Annotated in this window: 16 protein-coding genes; all 16 read right to left on the bottom strand. The window is 44.1% G+C overall.

What is annotated here, in order from left to right; translation table 11 throughout:
• Positions 1-20 precede the first annotated feature (20 nt).
• The 16 genes from AC58QG_RS16535 to AC58QG_RS16460 all read right to left on the bottom strand — a co-directional run bounded on the left by AC58QG_RS16535 (position 21) and on the right by AC58QG_RS16460 (position 18494).
• On the bottom strand, positions 21-818 hold the full coding sequence (locus tag AC58QG_RS16535; protein ID WP_497363210.1) for an HAD family hydrolase: 798 nt from the start codon (positions 816-818) through the stop codon (positions 21-23).
• Complete coding sequence (locus tag AC58QG_RS16530) at positions 819-1898, bottom strand: bifunctional heptose 7-phosphate kinase/heptose 1-phosphate adenyltransferase (RefSeq protein ID WP_497363209.1); 1080 nt, start codon at positions 1896-1898, stop codon at positions 819-821.
• A gap of 15 nt (positions 1899-1913) precedes the next feature.
• Positions 1914-3881 carry a GSU2086 family protein gene (locus AC58QG_RS16525; protein WP_497363208.1) on the bottom strand — a complete coding sequence of 656 codons (1968 nt, stop codon included), beginning with the start codon at positions 3879-3881 and terminating at the stop codon, positions 1914-1916.
• On the bottom strand, positions 3862-4884 hold the full coding sequence (locus tag AC58QG_RS16520) for an aldose epimerase family protein (protein ID WP_497363207.1): 1023 nt from the start codon (positions 4882-4884) through the stop codon (positions 3862-3864). The genes AC58QG_RS16525 and AC58QG_RS16520 overlap by 20 nt, the downstream gene beginning before the upstream one ends.
• Before the next feature lie 13 nt (positions 4885-4897).
• Positions 4898-5809, bottom strand: coding sequence for a dihydrodipicolinate synthase family protein (locus AC58QG_RS16515; RefSeq protein WP_497363206.1), 912 nt, complete (start codon positions 5807-5809; stop codon positions 4898-4900).
• A 225-nt stretch (positions 5810-6034) separates the two neighbouring features.
• Positions 6035-6817: a carbohydrate ABC transporter permease gene (locus AC58QG_RS16510; RefSeq protein ID WP_497363468.1), complete on the bottom strand. Its 783-nt coding sequence runs from the start codon at positions 6815-6817 to the stop codon at positions 6035-6037.
• Positions 6818-6946: 129 nt separating this feature from the next.
• Positions 6947-7813, bottom strand: a complete 867-nt coding sequence (locus tag AC58QG_RS16505) for a carbohydrate ABC transporter permease (protein ID WP_497363467.1) — start codon at positions 7811-7813, stop codon at positions 6947-6949.
• Positions 7814-7820: 7 nt separating this feature from the next.
• Positions 7821-8942: an ABC transporter ATP-binding protein gene (locus AC58QG_RS16500; protein WP_497363205.1), complete on the bottom strand. Its 1122-nt coding sequence runs from the start codon at positions 8940-8942 to the stop codon at positions 7821-7823.
• A complete protein-coding gene (locus AC58QG_RS16495) occupies positions 8924-9811 on the bottom strand; it encodes an HAD family hydrolase (RefSeq protein WP_497363204.1) in 888 nt (295 codons plus the stop codon). Before AC58QG_RS16495 ends, AC58QG_RS16500 begins: the two co-directional genes overlap by 19 nt.
• A 113-nt stretch (positions 9812-9924) precedes the next feature.
• Complete coding sequence (locus AC58QG_RS16490) at positions 9925-11238, bottom strand: ABC transporter substrate-binding protein (RefSeq protein ID WP_497363203.1); 1314 nt, start codon at positions 11236-11238, stop codon at positions 9925-9927.
• Positions 11239-11446: 208 nt separating this feature from the next.
• On the bottom strand, positions 11447-12079 hold the full coding sequence (locus AC58QG_RS16485; protein ID WP_497363202.1) for a glycerol-3-phosphate responsive antiterminator: 633 nt from the start codon (positions 12077-12079) through the stop codon (positions 11447-11449).
• Positions 12080-12124: 45 nt separating this feature from the next.
• On the bottom strand, positions 12125-12967 hold the full coding sequence (locus tag AC58QG_RS16480; RefSeq protein WP_497363201.1) for a metallophosphoesterase family protein: 843 nt from the start codon (positions 12965-12967) through the stop codon (positions 12125-12127).
• A gap of 320 nt (positions 12968-13287) precedes the next feature.
• Complete coding sequence (locus AC58QG_RS16475) at positions 13288-14868, bottom strand: type 2 periplasmic-binding domain-containing protein (RefSeq protein WP_497363200.1); 1581 nt, start codon at positions 14866-14868, stop codon at positions 13288-13290.
• 65 nt (positions 14869-14933) lie between these two features.
• Positions 14934-15800 (bottom strand): carbohydrate ABC transporter permease, encoded by an 867-nt coding sequence (locus AC58QG_RS16470; protein WP_497363199.1) that lies wholly within the window; start codon positions 15798-15800, stop codon positions 14934-14936.
• Between the two features lie 2 nt (positions 15801-15802).
• The gene (locus AC58QG_RS16465; RefSeq protein ID WP_497363466.1) at positions 15803-16657 is read right to left on the bottom strand and encodes an ABC transporter permease; all 855 of its coding nucleotides are present in this window, start codon (positions 16655-16657) and stop codon (positions 15803-15805) included.
• Between the two features lie 298 nt (positions 16658-16955).
• Positions 16956-18494: a response regulator gene (locus AC58QG_RS16460; protein ID WP_497363198.1), complete on the bottom strand. Its 1539-nt coding sequence runs from the start codon at positions 18492-18494 to the stop codon at positions 16956-16958.
• Positions 18495-18557 lie beyond the last annotated feature (63 nt).

Here is an 18557-nt window from a genome sequence, read left to right as displayed (position 1 = left end):
ATTCTGCTGCCATGATTCGTCTACCATCTCAGCCACATCGACCAAAGACTAAGATCCGAATAATCACCTGCAATATGATTCGCTCCCGCTTTCAATAGCCGTTCTTCTTTCATCGAATCGATTCCTTCACGGTTAACCTCATCGCTGGCCAATCCAATGGTCAGTGCATTGTTCTCTTTGCCTAGTCGAATCTCCACCTTCCCATCGCCGATGACAGCCAACTCGCCTCCAGTAAAACCTTTCTCTTCCAGAAGATCCTTGATCACTTTTTCTTTGGAGCAGTCCGCTCGACCGACAGGGGCACCCGCTATTTCTTTAAAAAATTGCCGTACACCCAGCACTTCCGCTTCATGGAGGACGTCTGGATGGTCAGTCCCACTTGCAACGTACATCTCAATGTGTCGGTTCTGAAGCTCATCTAGAAACTGGACGGCCCCTTTCATCAAGAAATCTTCTGGACTTTGCTCACCTTGTTGCAGCTTGCGAATACGATCATTCACCTGCTCGAGCAGACGACGGTTGTATTCGGCTTTGTAATCCCAAGCATCCAAAACGACTGGATTCCAGCCTTTTTTATGGACTTGCTCAGCAAGCCACCCCATTTGAAACACAGTTTGGATGCCAGCAGATTGCACAATATACGCAGCAATTTCTGCTTCTAATCTTTTCTCGTCTTCCTCATTCAGCTCATGAGCTCCAAGAATACTTTCTTTCATAAATGGAGCCATGATCTCTTCCCAACCCGCTCGCAACGTGGACAGTGTTCCGTCGAAGTCAAACAAAACAGCCCGAATGGTAGATCTTGTCGTCGTGTTCATCTAATCTCTCCTATCCCAATCTATACTGTTTGCATCGTACCTGTGACGAATTTCTTCGGGATTGGCCGTTCCGGTCATCCCCAGCTTTTTCAAAACAACCGCTGTACTGAGATGCGCAAAGGCAATCGCAGTAGGTCCCTGTAAACCCATAGCGAGCACACAGAGCAGAGAAGCAGCGAAACAATCCCCTGCCCCAACGATATCAATAGGTGAATCGACAGGTTTGGTCGGCACATGAATATACGCTTCCTTGTCAAACCAAATCGCCCCTTGTTCTCCGAGCGTCATACAGCAGGGCGCACCATTCTTGAGGGAAAGCCTCTTACCAGCTTCAATCCAATCGTCCCACGTAGAAGTAGGCAAATCGCCATCCGGACGATGCCACTTTATACTTTCCACCTCATTCGGTTTGACAATCACCTCTTCAAAAAGTCCGATGCGATCACGGCTGTCAACGACAATTAATTTGCCACGTCGTGCCCATTCGGTTAACCTCTTGCGAACTTCTGCAGCAATGATGCCGCACTTAAATTGATCAGTCACTACGACTGCATCGGATGATTCCATAATGAGGTCGATTTTCTCTAGAAGATTTTCCATTTGCTTATCATCCAAAGACTTCATATTAATGAAATCAATCCTGGCATCCTCTTGCTTCGCGTTCTGGAGTCCCCATCGAATAGGTTTGCAATAAGCAGGCGTGATCCAGTTGTCTTCGACCAGCAGAAAAGTGTCCTTTATTCCAGCCTTTAGAAACAAATCACGCAAAATATTTCCTCGCCAATCGGGCCCAATGACTGAACAGATCGAAACCTCCTCACAGCCCAGCGCCTTCAGATTGAGGGCCACATTACCTGCCGCGCCAGGCGAAAAGCTTTCCTGTATAATGGGCAAGGGATGATGTGGCGTCTCTCTGGAGAGCTCACTTTTGGTCATATCAGCATGCCAATAGATATCTACACATGCGTCTCCAATGACGCCGATTTTCAATTTCGAGATGTCGGATAAAATGGAGTTCAGCGTTTCGCAAGAGAGCGGCTCATCCATACATCTGTAATCCTCATCATTCACAGCTTGCACTCAGTCAGCCCCCTCCTAAGAATTAATATCAGTTATTTTCTTCCAAATATTTGGAAGCGTTACTTGATGAAGCCCTTCAAAATGATACCCCTTGCCTCCCAAGCTGGTCGGTCGGTGTATGATATTTTTTCGTGGCCGATAGTAATAATCCCAGTCCTCATAACCAACCTTTTTGTGATAATTGCCTAAGCGAACGATATCAAAATTAGCCGTGGTTATCTGATGGACAGGATTTCCTAGATTTCTTGCAATAGATAAAGCCTTCAAGAACACCTCAGGTCCTGTTACGGTCGAACCGAAATTAACAAACAAACCTCCTTCGAGATTCGCTACACTGTGGCAATACGCCTGGAAATCTAGTCCACTCGCACGCCCTTGATCCGCAAAGTTTCCGTCAGGATGAAGCTGGATATCATCTGTTCCGATTGTGATATGGCATGTATAGGGGATTTCTGCTTCCATACACGCTCCCATTAGGCTTTGAGACAAATAAGGGAAATCATCCAAATGCTTCGATGCATACCGAATGACACTTTCTCCATAACCCAACCCCAATTTGCTGCCTTCCGATAAGGCCCTGTGAATCATCTGTCCTGGCTCCTGCCACATCCCTCTTCGGCCAGTCACTAGCGAGCCATCCTCTATTTCTTCGGTATGCCCGAACGCAGCTAACTCTAGATCCTGAAACATTGCTGCCCCATTGACGGCGAGGTGAGTAATCGCTCCCTTGCAGATCAAATCGTTCAAGTAGGATGTGACACCGCTGCCGACGACATTTCCCCCAAGTGATACTAAAACATGCTTTTTCAGACTTGTCGCATGCATCCACCTCGACACGAATTCTTCGAACCCTTCCGACGTCCATTCAGGAATTTCCGTCTTCCCTGGAAGCTGAATCGCTTCCACACTCAGCTTGCTCCTTCTTTCCTGAATTGGAAACAGCCGAGCGCTTAGTAAATTAAAATCACTTACATTATTTAACATTAGCGTTGGAGACAAATCCATGCCCATTTCCCGTTTTCTCTTAAGTATTTCCTGAAAAAAATGCGGGATCGTTGCCTGATGAAGTCCATGAAACAAGTAACCGTTGCCGCCAATCTCACTCAATTGATCCATGAAAATACGCCGCGGTCGGTAAAAATAATCCGGGTCTGAATCCGCCGGAATTACACTGCCGGATACGGGTACGATGTCAAAGTTGGCAGCCGTAATGTTATCCATTTTTAATCCAACATTCCTAGACAGGCTTAACGCTTTAAGAAAGATTTCAGGACCGGAGATGGCGGAGCCGAAATTGAGAAAAACGCCGCCTTCGTTCATCTGGCTAACCGATCGGCACATGGTTTCAAAATCTCTGCCACTCGCGATACCGAGCGCTTCGAAATCCACGATCGGATGTTGATGAATAATATCAGTTCCTATGGATATATGACATGTGTACGGCACCCCATAGCGCTGGCATTGTACAAAAACACAATCGTCATAATGTGGGAACCTTTCTGGATGTGCGGATAAGTAGTCGAATAAACTTTCACCATATCCGAGTCCTTTGGCGACGCCTTGCCCAATCGCCTCATTCATATAGCGTCCCGTTTCCTCCCACATTCCGAAGGAGCCGTCTTCGATTGATTTGGCGACATCCTCTGAGGTTTCACCCATGAAAGCTAGCTCAAAATCATGAATGCTTGTCGCCCCGTTTCCCGAAACGTGGGTAATAATCCCTTCCTTCACCAGCTCAATGATATAGCGAGACAACCCGTTTTTGATGACATGTGCGCCCATCGACCAAATGACAGGCTTTCCTTGCTTTCTCATCAGAAGCACCTGATCCACCAGATCATTAAAGACTTCAGGTGCTTTCCAATGATCAGGCTGACCTTCATTCGGCCTCGCCATGTTTTTGATTGTGACAAGGTTAGTTCTAATCTTTACCGTATTCGTCTTAATTCTCTCAAATGTGAGTTTAGGCGTCCGGTAATCCATAGGTTGAGCCTCCTTTCTCATGAATGAATGACAGTAGCTCAATGTCGATTTCAAGCCAGGACGCCAAGCTTCCAAGCGGGGGCACACTTAGAGCCAATCCTGCCTCAACTGCTTGCTGAACCGTAAGCTTTGGCGGGACGTTAAACATTTCCAAGCCCATATTGTAGTCACACCCAAAAAAAGGATGATTGAGGTCGCTTTGATAATTTTGCCAATACCATAAATAAGGCCACACTGTATTATCCCAACGAATCTTAACGGCAATCCCGCGATCTGAGGATACGATCTTATATTCACCATCAGGAGTCGTTACATATAAAAGTTCACGTTCCGTTCCTATTGGCGGAAATCTGGACAGATTGATGGGATATTTGTCCTCATACATCGTAGGCCATTTCCAACTTTGCCCAGTCACGGGATGATGGATAACCGCCTCTTTTCCTAGCTCCACGATGGCGTTTTCCGTAAAAAAAGGAGGTCCGAATGCCAAATGCTGCCCCCAATTCGCCTCTAGCTGTGTCATAGGAGATTCATTATAGATCTTCTCGTCTATCCGAACCTTCGAGCTTAAAGACTTCAGACAAATGGTTTTCTCAATCCGAAACGGCATAGATTGCATCCGCGTCGTCAATAAAATGATGACCTCATCTGGATCATCCTTCACAATGTCATAATCCCACGGCACAAGGGTTGACTCTCCACGGTGCAGCGTCGCCCCTCGATAAACATGCGTTTCACTGACCTCTGGAAACATTTCCTGCCAACCGCCGAAATAGGACATTTGATAATCTGAAAATAGGGGCTGTTGCGGCAATAGGTTTCTGCTCGCAAACCAAATGAGATCGCTGTCGGTTGGCTTATGCAACCAACGGATTGGCTCTGCTCCCCTATCCAAAAGTAGAGTAATCTGCAACACTTCATTCTCAAGCGTAATCGCCCGAAGACCATTAACCCTGAGGTCGTCCTGAATCCGGCATTTGAAATTCCTGATTTTCCGATACATGGAGCTTCCCAACTCAGCGCCTCTTTTCTTCAAGTTCATCTGTCAAATGAGTGACATAGGCAATTAATTCATCGGCAATCCGCTCATGGCATGGATCAAACGGTAAGATCGGTTCTCTCACGCGTGGGGTATCATAAGTCCCTTGCCTGTATAGGAGTCGTTTGAAAAAGTGGATCGACACGTCCAGATGCTGGTTTGCAAACGCCAAAACGGGCAGCAGCCGATAAAATAACCTAACAGCCTCCGCTCTCTTCCCTTCCGCGTACAATCTGTATATCGCGGTGTACACTTCATGCATGCCAGTAGGCATAAAGGCATGAATCCCACGGTCCAAACCCTCAATAAACTGTGTCACAGCCCATCCTCCAGCAACATGCAGACCGCCGCCCGTCGCTTCCAAGATCTGACTGTACTTTACACCTGCTGGAACCACCTCAATTTTATAGCTGCGGAACGCCTCGATCTCGCGGAACAGCTTAGCGATCAGCGGTACAGGCACACCGAAACCGGAAGGATCCCAGTCCTGCAGCATCAAAAAGCCAGGATTAACACCGGCAATCTCCCGCACATCCCGCTCGTATTGCCGGTCATCCTGATACGGAATATTCACAAGGATTCCAGCACACCCAAGGGATGTGAATTGTTCTGCATACTTCAACCTTTCAACGGGAGAAGCGGCTGTTGCTCCTCCGATAACAGGAACGCGTCCGTCTGCTTCCTCCACCACAACCTGTGTCATGCGCAGCCTTTCTTCTGGCGTCAAGTGATACAATTCCGCAGCTAGACCAGGCACGAGAAAGCCCACGACTCCCGCGTCCATCGCCAACCGGACATTCCGCCGCAGCGAAGCCTCGTCAAGCTCGTTATGTATGGTGAACGGGGTGTTTAAAACCGTAATAATACCTCGCATAGTTAACGGATCCATAATTGCCTCACTCCTTGCTTTCACGATGTTCTGTTCAAAGATTATTTGGATGGTGCAATCTCAGTATAAGCGCCTCTTCAAAGTGATGAACATCACCAAATTGCCCTATCATGAACCATTTCAGCCCACCAAGGTATGTGCCATTTTTCCGCCTATGTTTCATTTTTCTCCTATGACTGGATGAAAAAAAAGAGAACCATGATGTACAATGGCTCTCCATTTCAATTATTTTACCCCCGTATACACAAATGCCTGAATGATATGCCTTTGTGCAAAAAAGAAAGCGATCAGAATTGGTGTTACCAGCATCATGTTGCCAGCCATTAATACATTCCAATTGGCTACTCCTTCTTCTTCCCGGATCTTAGCAATTCCCAAAGGCAACGTTCTCGCGACATCATCTGTCGTCATGACAAGTGGCCAGAAGTAATCATTCCAATGTGCAATAAAGCTAAAGAGGGCAAAGGTCGCCAATACTGGTTTTGCCATAGGCACCATTAGTTTAATAATAATCTGCCACTCTTTTGCACTATCCAACCGAGCTGCTTCTATCAGTTCTTCCTGAACTTGTTTAAATGACTGCCTCAAGAGAAAAATGCCAAAGGCGCTGGACGCAAATGGAAGAATCAGGGCTAGATGTGTATTCAGCAGCTTCCATGCACTCAACTGTAAATATACGGGCAAGAAAATCAATTGAGATGGAATCATTAACGTCACCATAACCATGCCGAACAAGATACCTGACCCCTTAAACTTATAGCGAGCAAAAGCATAAGCCGCAGGAATAATCGTGAGCATCTGCGCAGCGAGAATGCTTATTGAAATAATGAAACTGTTCGTAATATAGTGTAAAAACGGACCTGAGCTCCAGGCTTTTGTATAATTGCTCCACATGAAATGTTTAGGAATCCAATTAGGCGGGAATATCATGGTTTCAGGCAGCGTCTTCAGAGAGGTCGAAAGCATCCATACAAATGGCATTGCAAAAACAAGTACTAAAGCAATCATGCAAATCACACTTACGAATTTGATTATGTAATGTAAGGTTTTTGAAATGATTTCTTCTTTGCTTCTTACATATATCACGGTACGATCAGAATTAATTGTCTGCTCGGCTTTCAATGCATTCCCTTCTTTCTATTGATAATGAACGCGCTTTGACATCATTTTAAAGTAGATAATGGTTAATATCCCGACAATAAACAGTAAAATGACACCCGCTGCAGAAGCGCTGCCGATTTTAAAGAATCGGAAACCATATTCATAGATATAATATACGAGCGTATTCGTTGAGTTAACGGGTCCTCCCTGAGTCATAATCGCGATGGTTTCGAATACCTGAAACGAACCGATCATGTTGATGATCACCAGGAAAAAGATGGTTGGCGAGAGCATAGGGAGAATTAATCTATAAAAGGTAGTCCAAGGCTTGGAACGATCCAGGGCTGCCGCTTCATAGATATCCTTAGGAATGCTTTGTAAACCGGCGATAAAAACCAGGGTGTTATAGCCAAGTCCTTTCCAGACAGCGACGATGACTAAAGAAATCAGAGATGTATTCGGAGAGGACAGCCAAGCCAGCTTTCCGAAGCCAAACAAACCAATGAACCAATTTAATAAGCCATACTGAGGATCCATCACCCAGACCCAGATCATGGAAATGGAGACCCATGAAACAATATGCGGACTGAAGATCGCACCTTGGACAAAACTTTGAAATACACTCGTTTTATTCAACCAGAGGGCTAGGAATAAGGAGAGGACAATGATAAATGTAACGGTTAAAACCGTGTAGATCGTTGAGTTTGTTATTACTTGTATAAATTCTTTTTCAGTAAGTAGATCCGTAAAGTTTTGTAAACCAACAAAGTTCTTCGTAGGGCTAATAAAATTCCAATCATACATACTTAGGTAGATCATATAAATGATCGGATAAATAAAAAACAATGAAAACACAGTAATCGCAGGCGCAACCATGGCGTACGGACGCAGTTTTTCCCACATAGTCATCTTATACACCGCCGCCAGTCACAAGCATTTTTTCTTGTCGTGCTGCTTCTTTTGGTGTTGCCTTTATCTCTAACACGTCCAGCTTCCGAGCTTCTATTGAACGAATTCTTTCGCCGTCCAGATCAAAATAGTAAAGCTTATCATAGGGAATCACTGTTCTGATATGATTCTCCGTTTGCAAAGCAGAAAGAAAGGTCTTTACGAAGAATATGCCCATTTCGGATTTGATCTGATAAATATTTTCCGAGCCTAGGCTCTCTCTGGTTATGATCTCTCCTTCAACCACAAACCCATCTACAACATCATTTGGGGACATCATCACGTGCTCAGCCCGGAAGCCAATATAACCAATCTTCGAAGCCGTCGCGAATTTTAACCCTTGTACATCAGCAAAAGGAAAGATATTCATAGCCGGGGTCCCGATAAACTGTGCTGTAAACACATTAACCGGATCGTTATAAAGTTTCAAAGGTGAATCCGACTGCTGAATAATCCCTTTATTCATAAGAACAATCTCATCGCCCATTGACATGGCTTCTACTTGATCATGGGTGACATAGACAAAGGTCGTGCCTAGCCTTTTATGAAGCTGAATCAACTCCGTTCTCATTTGATTGCGCAGCTTTGCATCCAAATTGGAGAGCGGCTCATCCAAAATAAATACCTTCGGATTTTTGACCATCGCTCGAGCTAGCGCGACCCTTTGGCGCTGTCCTCCCGATAAGTTTTGCGGTTTCTTATCCAGATATGCCGTTAAAGCGACGATTTCACAAATATCATGGATGAGCGCTTCTCGCTCTCTTTTGGGTACTTTTCTGTTTTTGAGACCAAATTCAATATTTTCACGTACGGTCATTGTTGGATATAACGCATAGTTTTGGAATACCATGGCTACATCTCGAAGCCCTGGCTGCGTTTCATTTACACATTTATCACCAATCCATATTTGTCCTTCACTCTGCTTTTCAAGACCTGCAATCATGCGCAAGGTAGTTGATTTGCCGCAGCCGGACGGGCCGACGAGAACAGTAAATGACCCATCTTTAATGGTAAGATTTAAACCGCTGATAATCGTTTCCTCTTTATACTTTTTACCAATATTGATTAATTGGATCCTTGCCATACGTTCATCTCCTTTGCTTTTATGCTTCTGTTATTCTGAATAGCATGCATCAACTCAGTCAACTCATCCAAAGCATACAAACGTAAATCCCATTGCTGCTCGTCCCCGCTCTGGTAAGGCGAAATAAAACATGTTCTGCCTCCAGCTTGTTGGACAGGGTATAAATCATTCCAAGGATTATCTCCAATCGATAAGATTTCATGAGCATGAAATCCCTGTTCAAGTAACGTCGCCATGTACTTTTTTATGCCAAACGGTTTATCAGCACCACAGTAGATTTCGTCAAACATGTGGTGTATTTGCATATAGTGCAAAAAATCGATACCGGATTTTTCGTAGGTATTTGTCATTAATATTTTTCTATCTACAGCAGTTACGCTCTGAATGGTTAGAAACATTTCTTTATGCAGTCCAATTTGATACGGCTCAAGGATCATTTCTTCACGAACTTGTTCAAAAGCAACTTTCATTTTCTCATCAGGAATCTTGTACTTATGACGGGTTGCCATTACAATTCCCCATGGATCCCCCATATAGATGAGATTGGAATCATACATAGATAGGGATGAATACTTCTCAGCAAACTCTCGCCCTTCGAGCTCAACGCCCTTCTCTGAAAATCCATGAACAAATCTCCCGGATTTATGGACAAGCGCCACCCCATCTTGCTTATGATAGAAATGACCTAATTTTATCGTGTGATTACCAGACAAGATCTTCCTTGATGCATCTATTGAGGTTTCCACCTCATTTTCCCATTCCGTACCTTCTAATAAATAGCGGATATAACGATCCATGAAGGTGTCTTCTTGATAGAGAGTTCCATCCATATCAAAAATAATTACTTTAATCTTAGATAACCATTCCACAGGTATGATCAGCCTTTCTTGATGAAGTGATAGCAGGCCAGCTTCCGCTTCCGTGTACGGAAGCCGGCTCTTCTCTAATGGACTAACAGTGATTCCTTTTCCCCATTCAGGGTTTACTTGCTCAACAATTTGTTAGCTTTTTCCGCAGCTTCGTTCATCGCATCCTGCGGCTTTACATCCTTTTCGAGTATAGCTTTGGTCATGGCATCGATAATCGTTTTGGAAATTTCTGTATAGGCATTGGCGTTCGGGCGAAGTACGGCATACTGTAGTTGATCCGAAGCAACCTTGTATTGCGGAAACTCTTTATAATAGTTTTGTAGCTCTTCACTTTGCAAAGCAGATAGTCGGTTCGGCAAGTAGCCGACATACTTATGCTGATAGATCGTATTTTCCTTAGATGTCATAAACTTAATAAATTCCCAAGTTGCTTCTTTTTCTGCGTTAGTTAGCTTTGATGTGATTGCCAAATGACATCCTCCGGTTGGCACACCAAACGATTTATTAGCAGGCATAAAGCTGGTCATCATCTCAAAATTATTACCCTTAGCAACCTCAATGCTCGCAGAGACGCCCGCGGTTGATCCGATTTTAAATGCGGAAATCTGATTGGTCCAATCCTTGTCTGCATCAGCACCTGCTGTCTTTCCAACTACAAACTTGATTAGACCTTCATCGGACATTTTCTTCCAAAACTCCACCGGCGCAACGCCTTCAGGAGAGTTAAAGGTTGCTTTTTTTCCATCCTCGCTCAGCACCTTACCACCGCTTTGTGCAACGAGTGCCTCGTATTCCCAGACGCCGACTGCCATCGTCAATGGTGTCTTACCCTTCGCTTTCAATACTCGACCATATTGCTCCAATTCCTCCCAGCTTTTTGGACCGGCAGGATCCAAGCCAGCATCTTTTAACATCGTGACATTTTTATAAAAGATCGGCGTACTTCGCATAAAAGGAATACCATATAGCTTGCCATCTACATAGGCGTTCCCCATAAGACCTGGATTAAAGTCCTTAATATTGACTTGTGCCTCATCCCTTGCTGCAAGTGGGGTTAGATCTACGAGCATGCCTGAGCGGGAAAATATCCCTGTAGAAGAAATTTCGAGATCGAATACGGCAGGCGCGTTCCCTGCAGCAAATGCAGCTTGCACTTTCGCATGAAGATCGTCGTAAGTCCCTTGGTTTGCTTGCTGCACTTCAATTTTGCTCTGCGATTCATTAAATTTTTTCACAAGGTTTTGTTTCGCTTCCTCAATCTTCCCACCGTTAGCTGTCCAGTATTTAATGACAACTTTGCCTTCTGAAGAGGCGGAATTACTTGCTGCACCCGTGGCGGTCTTGTTGTCTGTGCCACCCGTCCCACATGCTGCTAGCATGAATACTGAACTAAGCGTAAGAATGGATACCAATTTTTTCTTAATCATTTTAATTTTCCTCCTCGTTTTTCATATCAACCCAAAAAGAAAGAAGCCTAAATCAACCGCCGACTTCAAGTCGACCGTTAATCAGGCTTCTCCATTACTCCAACCTACTGCTATTTACTTGTCATGTTCATCATAATCGCCCAGTATCAACAGAGTGTTAAATGGCTATTAATATTTTGAAAATTCACAGATCATATGTTTCATGCTTTTACACAATATGTCGAAGCTTCTGTTCTTCCTCTGAATACGTTTCACGCCATAATTCCGATTTAGAGGAAGATACTGCAGTTGCTCCATACTTAAAAGCTTCCATTACATGACTTCGTTCAAACAACAAGCCACCGGTAATGATTGGAATGGCAGTAAACTTTTTGATCTCCCCGATCATTTCTGGATTTCTCGCTGGCATGACCTCAATGATGTCAGGTTCGATTTGAGTAAGACTTTTGGATATGTTCTCCATCCCTTCGGTATCCACCAGGAAAAAGCGTTGAATGGTGAATAGCCCCATTTTTTTCGCTGTTTTTACGACATTCGTTTTCGTGGTAATGATCCCTGTTGGTTTAATCACTTTAGCCAAGTAATCCATCCCATAAAAATCGGTACTTAATCCGCCTATCTTTTCCATGTGCAAAAATACCGGTAACTGGTGATTTTTGAATACATCCACATAGCCTTTAATTACCCCAATATGTCCTGTTAGCAGAAATACGCCGCTTAACTGGTTTCTGAGCGACAAGGCAATTTCAATTTGTTTCGGTTCCTTGATTGAAGCCACCATCCGGTGAGAGCTTAATCTTTCAAAGAATACTGCACCTTCATCATGCTTAAGCTTCTTCATCCATCAGCACCTCCTAATTAGCCTGTTATTCAGAACAAAAATTAACTATTTTTGCTCTGCCGCTATCCGTAAAGAAACGCTGCATTCGCGATCCGAATCTTTACCACGCGCGTTAGGATTGTGTCTAAAATGCTTCATATTGTTGTACAACATCTCTACATTCTCTGTTAGAGCTGGGTCCAATAGGTCAACAGCTGAAATACGTATTTCTTCTTGTTCAATCTCCACAATCCGCAAACCCTGCTGATCAAGGCACGCTGATAGTTGAACAAATGTCCAGTTATTCTGCTTAACAATCGAGTCAATGTGCGTATGACCGTTGAAATATAGGCCTACTCCTTCTTTCTTGCTTAAAATCTTCCACATATCAATATTAGGATGTATGGATCCTTTATCTTTATCCGAATTAGTTGTCGTATTATGTACCGGATGATGAGCAAACACGAGTACAGGTTTTGTCCCAGATGCCTTAATGATATCTTCAAACCATGTCATTTGCTCTTCGTCAACCCATCCTCCCCAATCCTCAAAATCCATCTCTTTCGCTGTGTCTAAAAATACCAGTATGGCTTGCTCCGTTGTAACTGCGTGATAGCGAGCTTGACCGCTTATTTCAAGTACTTCTCTCCTAGTTTGCGCATAAAGATCATGATTTCCCAAAGCATGATAAAACGTTCTTTCACCTTTTCGTAAAATTGCGTAGACGTCCTGCAGCTCCGAGGAATACCCATAATTAGTAAGATCCCCTAATGAAATATGAACATCCGCTTCTAATTCTAAAAATCGTCCCAAAAACGTTTGATAGAAATCATTACGAGCTTCTAACCATCCTGGAATTGCTTCATCAACCTGGTGATAATGTAGATCTCCCATCAGTACTAGTTTCATAATTTCTCTCCTACTCTCTATCAAAATTTGGTGTGATGTCATCACTTATTTAATGATAGTTAACGAGTATTAAATCTAGTTACAATTTTATTTGTTAATTTTGTAAATATTTAACTCTCTCGATGCCTTAATTCATGCAAAAAAGGCCACCCAACGGGTGGCAGGATAGGTTTGTTGTTATCCCCGGAGAAAACTTCTATTGACGTTTCTTTCAGCTTCACTAAAACGTGGCGGGTTTGTCCAGGCTCTCCGTTTCTAAAATGGAGAGACAGCCCAATATCATAGGACTGCCTCTTATGGAACTCACCATCCGTAATAAATTATTTTTTTACTTTGGAATACCACTCCCTTGCTCGCTTGGTCACTTCTTCCCCTCCGGACTTATTCCACTTCTCGACGAATTCGTCAAACTTGCTAATCGGATATTGCCCAAGAATAATCTTGGTTGCATACTCGACATACAGTGTACGGTTATTAATATCCGCAAAGCCATCATAGATGCTAGCAGGTAAACCGTCTCCAGCAATCGTTTTCACATATTTCTGATTGTCCGCCATGTTTCTTGTGTTTTGCCCCAACGCCCATACACGCTCAGGAGAAGTAGCTGTTTTCAACAAATTGGTTTTGTATTCCAGTGTATCTAAATCGTTGAATGGCTGAAACAGCTTATTCTCTTGCGTGCTCTTATCTGGGGCGATGGACACTTTTTTGCCGTCCTTCACTTCATGGTGCATGCCTTCAGCACCATAGAACAGATTCTCCCATTTGCTTTTGTCATACAGATTATTCAGAAGCTTCATGGTAGCCATCAGTTTTTTCTGATCCTTATTGTTCTTCACGACCCAGATAGGGCTTTGCATCTTTTTCAAGGTATAGAACCCTTTGAAGCCCGGAACTTCCGGAATAGGTAGAACGGAGTAGTCACCCTTCATGTTGGTGTTTTTGAAGATTTTCTCCACATGTCCACCAGCATCCTCAGCCCAGTGATAATAAATGCCTACTTTATCTGAGTCGATTTTGCCGTCCCATTGAGCCTTGTTATTCAAAAGGGTCTCTTTGTCCAGTAAACCGTCTTTATACAGCTTGGCAATAAACTCCAACGATGCCTTCATATTTGGGGTCACAGCTGAGTAAGTCAACTTCCCGTCGTAGATGTCCCAGTCAGGTTTACCTTCATTCATTGCAACGCCATACATGGCGAACAATTCATCCATCCATGCCGCCTGCTCACGGCCGCCTGTCGGAAGTTCATCTTTCTTGCCGTTACCGTTCGGATCCTTGTCCCGGAACGCTTCCAGCACTTTTACAAACTCATCTTGCGTCTTTGGCATCGGCAGGCCGACTTTATCCAGCCAGTCTTTGCGGATCAGTCCACCCATTCTTCCATAATCCAGCACACCAGGTACATAATAAATGCGACCTTGACCTGTAGGATCGTTAGCCTTCACAATATCCCACACATCCTTGGGAATAGCATTCCATAGATTGGGTGCATATTTGGGAAGGAGTTCCGTCAAATCCGCAATGGCGCCATTCTTTGCTAGGCTTGCTTCCATGCCTTGCTGTGGAAAGAACATATCCGGCATTTCATTCGCTGCAATTTTCAAATTCAACTGATTCAGATAGGATGTCCCGCCGTTCCATTCCACATAAGGGTGGATGACTCCTACACCGAGCTCTTTTTTGTAAAACTCATATAGCTTGCTGCCTTTTTCAATCGGCTTAAATCCGAGATTCGAGTACCAGACTTCAAGATCCACCAATTCCTCGTTTGCAGCTGTTGCAGATGGGTTATGGGATTGACCTTGGCTGCCCGCCTCTTCCTTCTTAGCACAGCCGCTAAATACGGATACCGCCATTGCCGCAGTTAACGTAATTACACTAAGCTTCTTCCATGACATTCGTGTATTCCCCCTATATTGGTATTCATATTTAATAGCCCTTGGGGCTTCTAAACCGAGATGGGTTACCCTTTCACAGAGCCGATCATGGCTCCTTTGACAAAGTATTTCTGTACGAAAGGATAGACGAGAACAACTGGGATAATGGCAAATACGACAGTAGCAGATTTCAATGTGCGTTCACTATAATTAATATCCATAATCGACTCAACAAAAGGCATTTCGTTCGGATCGGTAATAAACTGTCTGATCTTCAGCTGCAGTGGAAACCAATCCGGATTCTGGATGAAAAAGAGCGGATGCTGGAATTGGTTCCACACCACAACCCCATAGAATAACGCCAGTGTCGCCAGCACGGCCTTGGATAGCGGGAGCACGAAGTAGAACAACATTCGGAAGTAGCCGCAACCTTCCATAAAAGCCGCTTCCTCCAGTTCCTTCGGGAACTGTTTAAAGAATGTCCTCATAATGATTAAATTAAAAGGACTCAAAATATGGGGTATGACCAGCACCAACGGATTGTTATACAAGCCGATGCTTCGAACCGTAAGAAAATATGGAACGATTGGAGCCTTGAACACCATCGTAATGACCACCGCTACCATCAGAATACCTGCGGGCAGAAATTCTTTTTTAGATAAAGGATAAGCTAAGAGTGCAGTGACCAGCAAGGCGAGAAATGTGCTGATAACGGTTGTAAACACAGTCAAGATAAAGGATCTCCACAAGTCCCAGCGCGCCAGCAAATACGACCATGAGTCAAACGTGAATTCCTTGGGCCAGATCGTCACTATATTTAAATCGACGGCCCGGCTCGAGCTGAATGAGATGGAGATAACCGACAGGAGAGGAATCAAGGCAATGACCGAGAAGATGCAGAGACATATCAGAATTCCATATCCAAACGCCTTTTCACTTTTGGACAAATACATAGCTACCAGAGCCCCCCATCCGAAACTTTCCTGGACAATCGATTGAACGTGTAGACCAGGATAAATCCGATGATCGATTGAAATAAGCCAACGGCTGTCGCAAAGCTGTATTGTGCTTGCTGAATGCCCGTCCGAAACACATAGGTATCTAAGATGTCACCAGCGCTGTATGTCATTGGCGTCAAAAGATTGTATACATGATCGAAGCCTAGTTCCATAAAATTTCCGATTTCCAGTAGGAACAGAACAAGTATCGTTGGAAGCAGCAACGGGAATGTCACATATTTCATCTGTTTAAATCTCGATGCGCCATCCATCATAGCCGATTCATACAGCTGAGGATCAATTGAACTGATCGCTGCCATGTAGACGACCGTGCCCCAGCCAGCGTCCCTCCATAGTCCGGTAAGCACATAAATCGGCCGGAAATACGAACTCTCTTGCATGGCCAAAACAGGATCATAGCCGAACCAACCGATTACCATATTAAATAATCCACTCATCGCGAACAAATCAAAAGAGATTCCCGCTACGATGACCCACGACAGAAAATGCGGAATATATAAAGCGGTTTGAATCCCTTTCTTGAGTGCTGCCTTCCTGACCTCGTTGATCATCAGGGACAACAGGATCGGTACGGGGAATACGAACAGCGTCTTCAATATGCCTAAAATGAGCGTATTGGTAAACACTCGGTTGAAATCCGGGTAATCAAGCAAAGTCTTAAAGTGCTTGAGACCAACCCAAGGACTATCCATAAAACCTTTAAACACCGAATAATCCTGAAAAGCGATAAGCGATCCGGTTAGCGGAATGTACTTAAAAATAATAATAAAAGCAATACCAGGGATAGCCATCACATAAAGCGGCCAATAGGTTCTTATATTGTGCCAAAGCAATGAGACAGGACCTACTCCCGTTCGCTTTGCCAATTTCTCCTTACCAGCAACAGACATTGTGCTGTTCATTTGGTTCTCTCCACATCCTTCATGAATTTCTGTCTAATTGAATCCGTTTTCATGTTAAAAATATACCTTGATTCTGATAAAAGCTCAAAGGGGGGTTTTTAAGTTTACACTAGGGTACTTTTAAGTTTTCCGACAAAAAACACCCCTTCTCTCCTTGGTAGGGGGAGAAAGGGCGCTACTTAATTCGTTATATTTTACACTTTTTTCTATATTCGGTTGGTGTACAACCGTTCATCCTTTCGAACAGCTTGCTGAAATGAGTCGTATCCGCGTAACCGACCATTTGGCAAATTTCATATATCTTCAAGTCAGTCTCTTCCAACAACTCTTTCGCTTTCTTAATGCGAATTCCCATCACATAGCTTAAGTATGTGTCCCCAGTCTTTTCCTTGAACAGCTGGCTCAAATAATACGGATTAATAAAGAATCTGGCGGATAAGTCCGCCAAGGTGATGTTGCTATTATAATGGACAGCTACGTACTCCTTGATATCGGATATCACATCTTTTTTCTTCGGCGTACTTCGAATCAATTTGTGCTCAATGATGCGTTCAGTCGCTTGAATCAACCATAATTTTAATTCTTCCATTGTGTTAAAACGGGATATTTCATCCTGGGAGAGAATGTATTTGCCAAGGAAGTCGTTCATCTGTAGTTGCATAAAAGACATTCGTCTCATACTGGATAATAGAATAATCAAGATTTGATGCTGAAGGTCGGCAAGATTCAAACTATCCTCCGCTTCGATGGTCCGAAAGATCCGTTCGATGGCGACGCTACTACCTTCGGCGTCCATATCTTCAATGCATTTTTCCAACAGGGCCATATCCTCTTCCGATACGATTATGCTGCTGTCGGAAATCCGCTCTGTCTCCTTGTATGGAATGACTGCATTGATGCCCTTAATCAACTTATAACGCAGTGCCTGCTGTGCCTCTTCAAACGAAGTGCTCAATCCTACCGGCGCTAGGTAAGGCTGACCGATCCCCACCGATACCGATATCCCCCATAATTGGTTGAACCATTCTTGCAGTGTTTTCAGATCACGAAGCAGATTTGATTCATCGATACTCTTCACATTCACTACAATGACTGCAAACTGAGATCCTTCATAACGGAATGCTTGCACCTGGTCGTAGTGGCTTAAGTCGTCCCTCAATCTGCTTAGGATACGTTCCTCTTGCAGCCTGCCTGGCTCACACCCGAATTCCAATAGCGCGCATACGCATTGATGGCCAGAAACAGGCAAATGCAGCAAACTCAATATTTGACTCTCATGGGCAGCATGATTATATCCAGTCATCAGAATATCTTTTAGCATCAATTCATTCCCTTGCCGTGCTTGCACATTCTCCATGTTGATCTCTGCAATGACTTTGGTTACGCATTCTTCGAGTTCCTCTTCTTCGACAGGCTTGGTGATGTAAAACTTCACTCCCAGCTCGATCCCTTTTCTGGCATACTCAAATTCGGCATATCCACTCAAGATGATGAACTTGGTCTTACAGCCGGAAGATGTCAGATTGCGAATCATCTCTAACCCATCAGATTGCGGCATTCGGATATCCGTTATCACGATGTCCGGCTGCAACTCCTGAACAAGCCTACAACCCTCGATCCCATTGTGTGCCGTCCCGACCACCTCGCATGAAGGCAGATAGCGCCTCACAATGGTTTTCAAGCCATCTACAATCCCTTTCTCGTCATCTATAATGACCAACCTCATATTAACTCCCCTTCGCGTTTTTTTGGGGCCCCCGCAAAGTAATGTCTAAACTCTATTCGATGC

Source organism: Paenibacillus sp. J22P169 (assembly GCF_059691995.1).
Note: the sequence above shows the minus strand (reverse complement) of the source record. Positions and strands in the feature narration are given on the sequence as shown.

Excerpts from the sequence above, each read along its gene's own strand:
- AC58QG_RS16465 (WP_497363466.1), bottom strand. The coding sequence starts at position 16,657 with ATGGCTATCCCTGGTATTGCTTTTATTATTATTTTTAAGTACATTCCG.
- AC58QG_RS16460 (WP_497363198.1), bottom strand. The coding sequence starts at position 18,494 with ATGAGGTTGGTCATTATAGATGACGAGAAAGGGATTGTAGATGGCTTG.
- AC58QG_RS16480 (WP_497363201.1), bottom strand. The coding sequence starts at position 12,967 with ATGAAACTAGTACTGATGGGAGATCTACATTATCACCAGGTTGATGAA.
- AC58QG_RS16510 (WP_497363468.1), bottom strand. The coding sequence starts at position 6,817 with ATGATTGCTTTAGTACTTGTTTTTGCAATGCCATTTGTATGGATGCTT.
- AC58QG_RS16485 (WP_497363202.1), bottom strand. The coding sequence starts at position 12,079 with ATGAAGAAGCTTAAGCATGATGAAGGTGCAGTATTCTTTGAAAGATTA.
- AC58QG_RS16520 (WP_497363207.1), bottom strand. The coding sequence starts at position 4,884 with ATGTATCGGAAAATCAGGAATTTCAAATGCCGGATTCAGGACGACCTC.
- AC58QG_RS16505 (WP_497363467.1), bottom strand. The coding sequence starts at position 7,813 with ATGTGGGAAAAACTGCGTCCGTACGCCATGGTTGCGCCTGCGATTACT.
- AC58QG_RS16525 (WP_497363208.1), bottom strand. The coding sequence starts at position 3,881 with ATGGATTACCGGACGCCTAAACTCACATTTGAGAGAATTAAGACGAAT.
- AC58QG_RS16515 (WP_497363206.1), bottom strand. The coding sequence starts at position 5,809 with ATGGATCCGTTAACTATGCGAGGTATTATTACGGTTTTAAACACCCCG.
- AC58QG_RS16470 (WP_497363199.1), bottom strand. The coding sequence starts at position 15,800 with ATGTATTTGTCCAAAAGTGAAAAGGCGTTTGGATATGGAATTCTGATA.
- AC58QG_RS16535 (WP_497363210.1), bottom strand. The coding sequence starts at position 818 with ATGAACACGACGACAAGATCTACCATTCGGGCTGTTTTGTTTGACTTC.
- AC58QG_RS16475 (WP_497363200.1), bottom strand. The coding sequence starts at position 14,868 with ATGTCATGGAAGAAGCTTAGTGTAATTACGTTAACTGCGGCAATGGCG.
- AC58QG_RS16500 (WP_497363205.1), bottom strand. The coding sequence starts at position 8,942 with ATGGCAAGGATCCAATTAATCAATATTGGTAAAAAGTATAAAGAGGAA.
- AC58QG_RS16490 (WP_497363203.1), bottom strand. The coding sequence starts at position 11,238 with ATGATTAAGAAAAAATTGGTATCCATTCTTACGCTTAGTTCAGTATTC.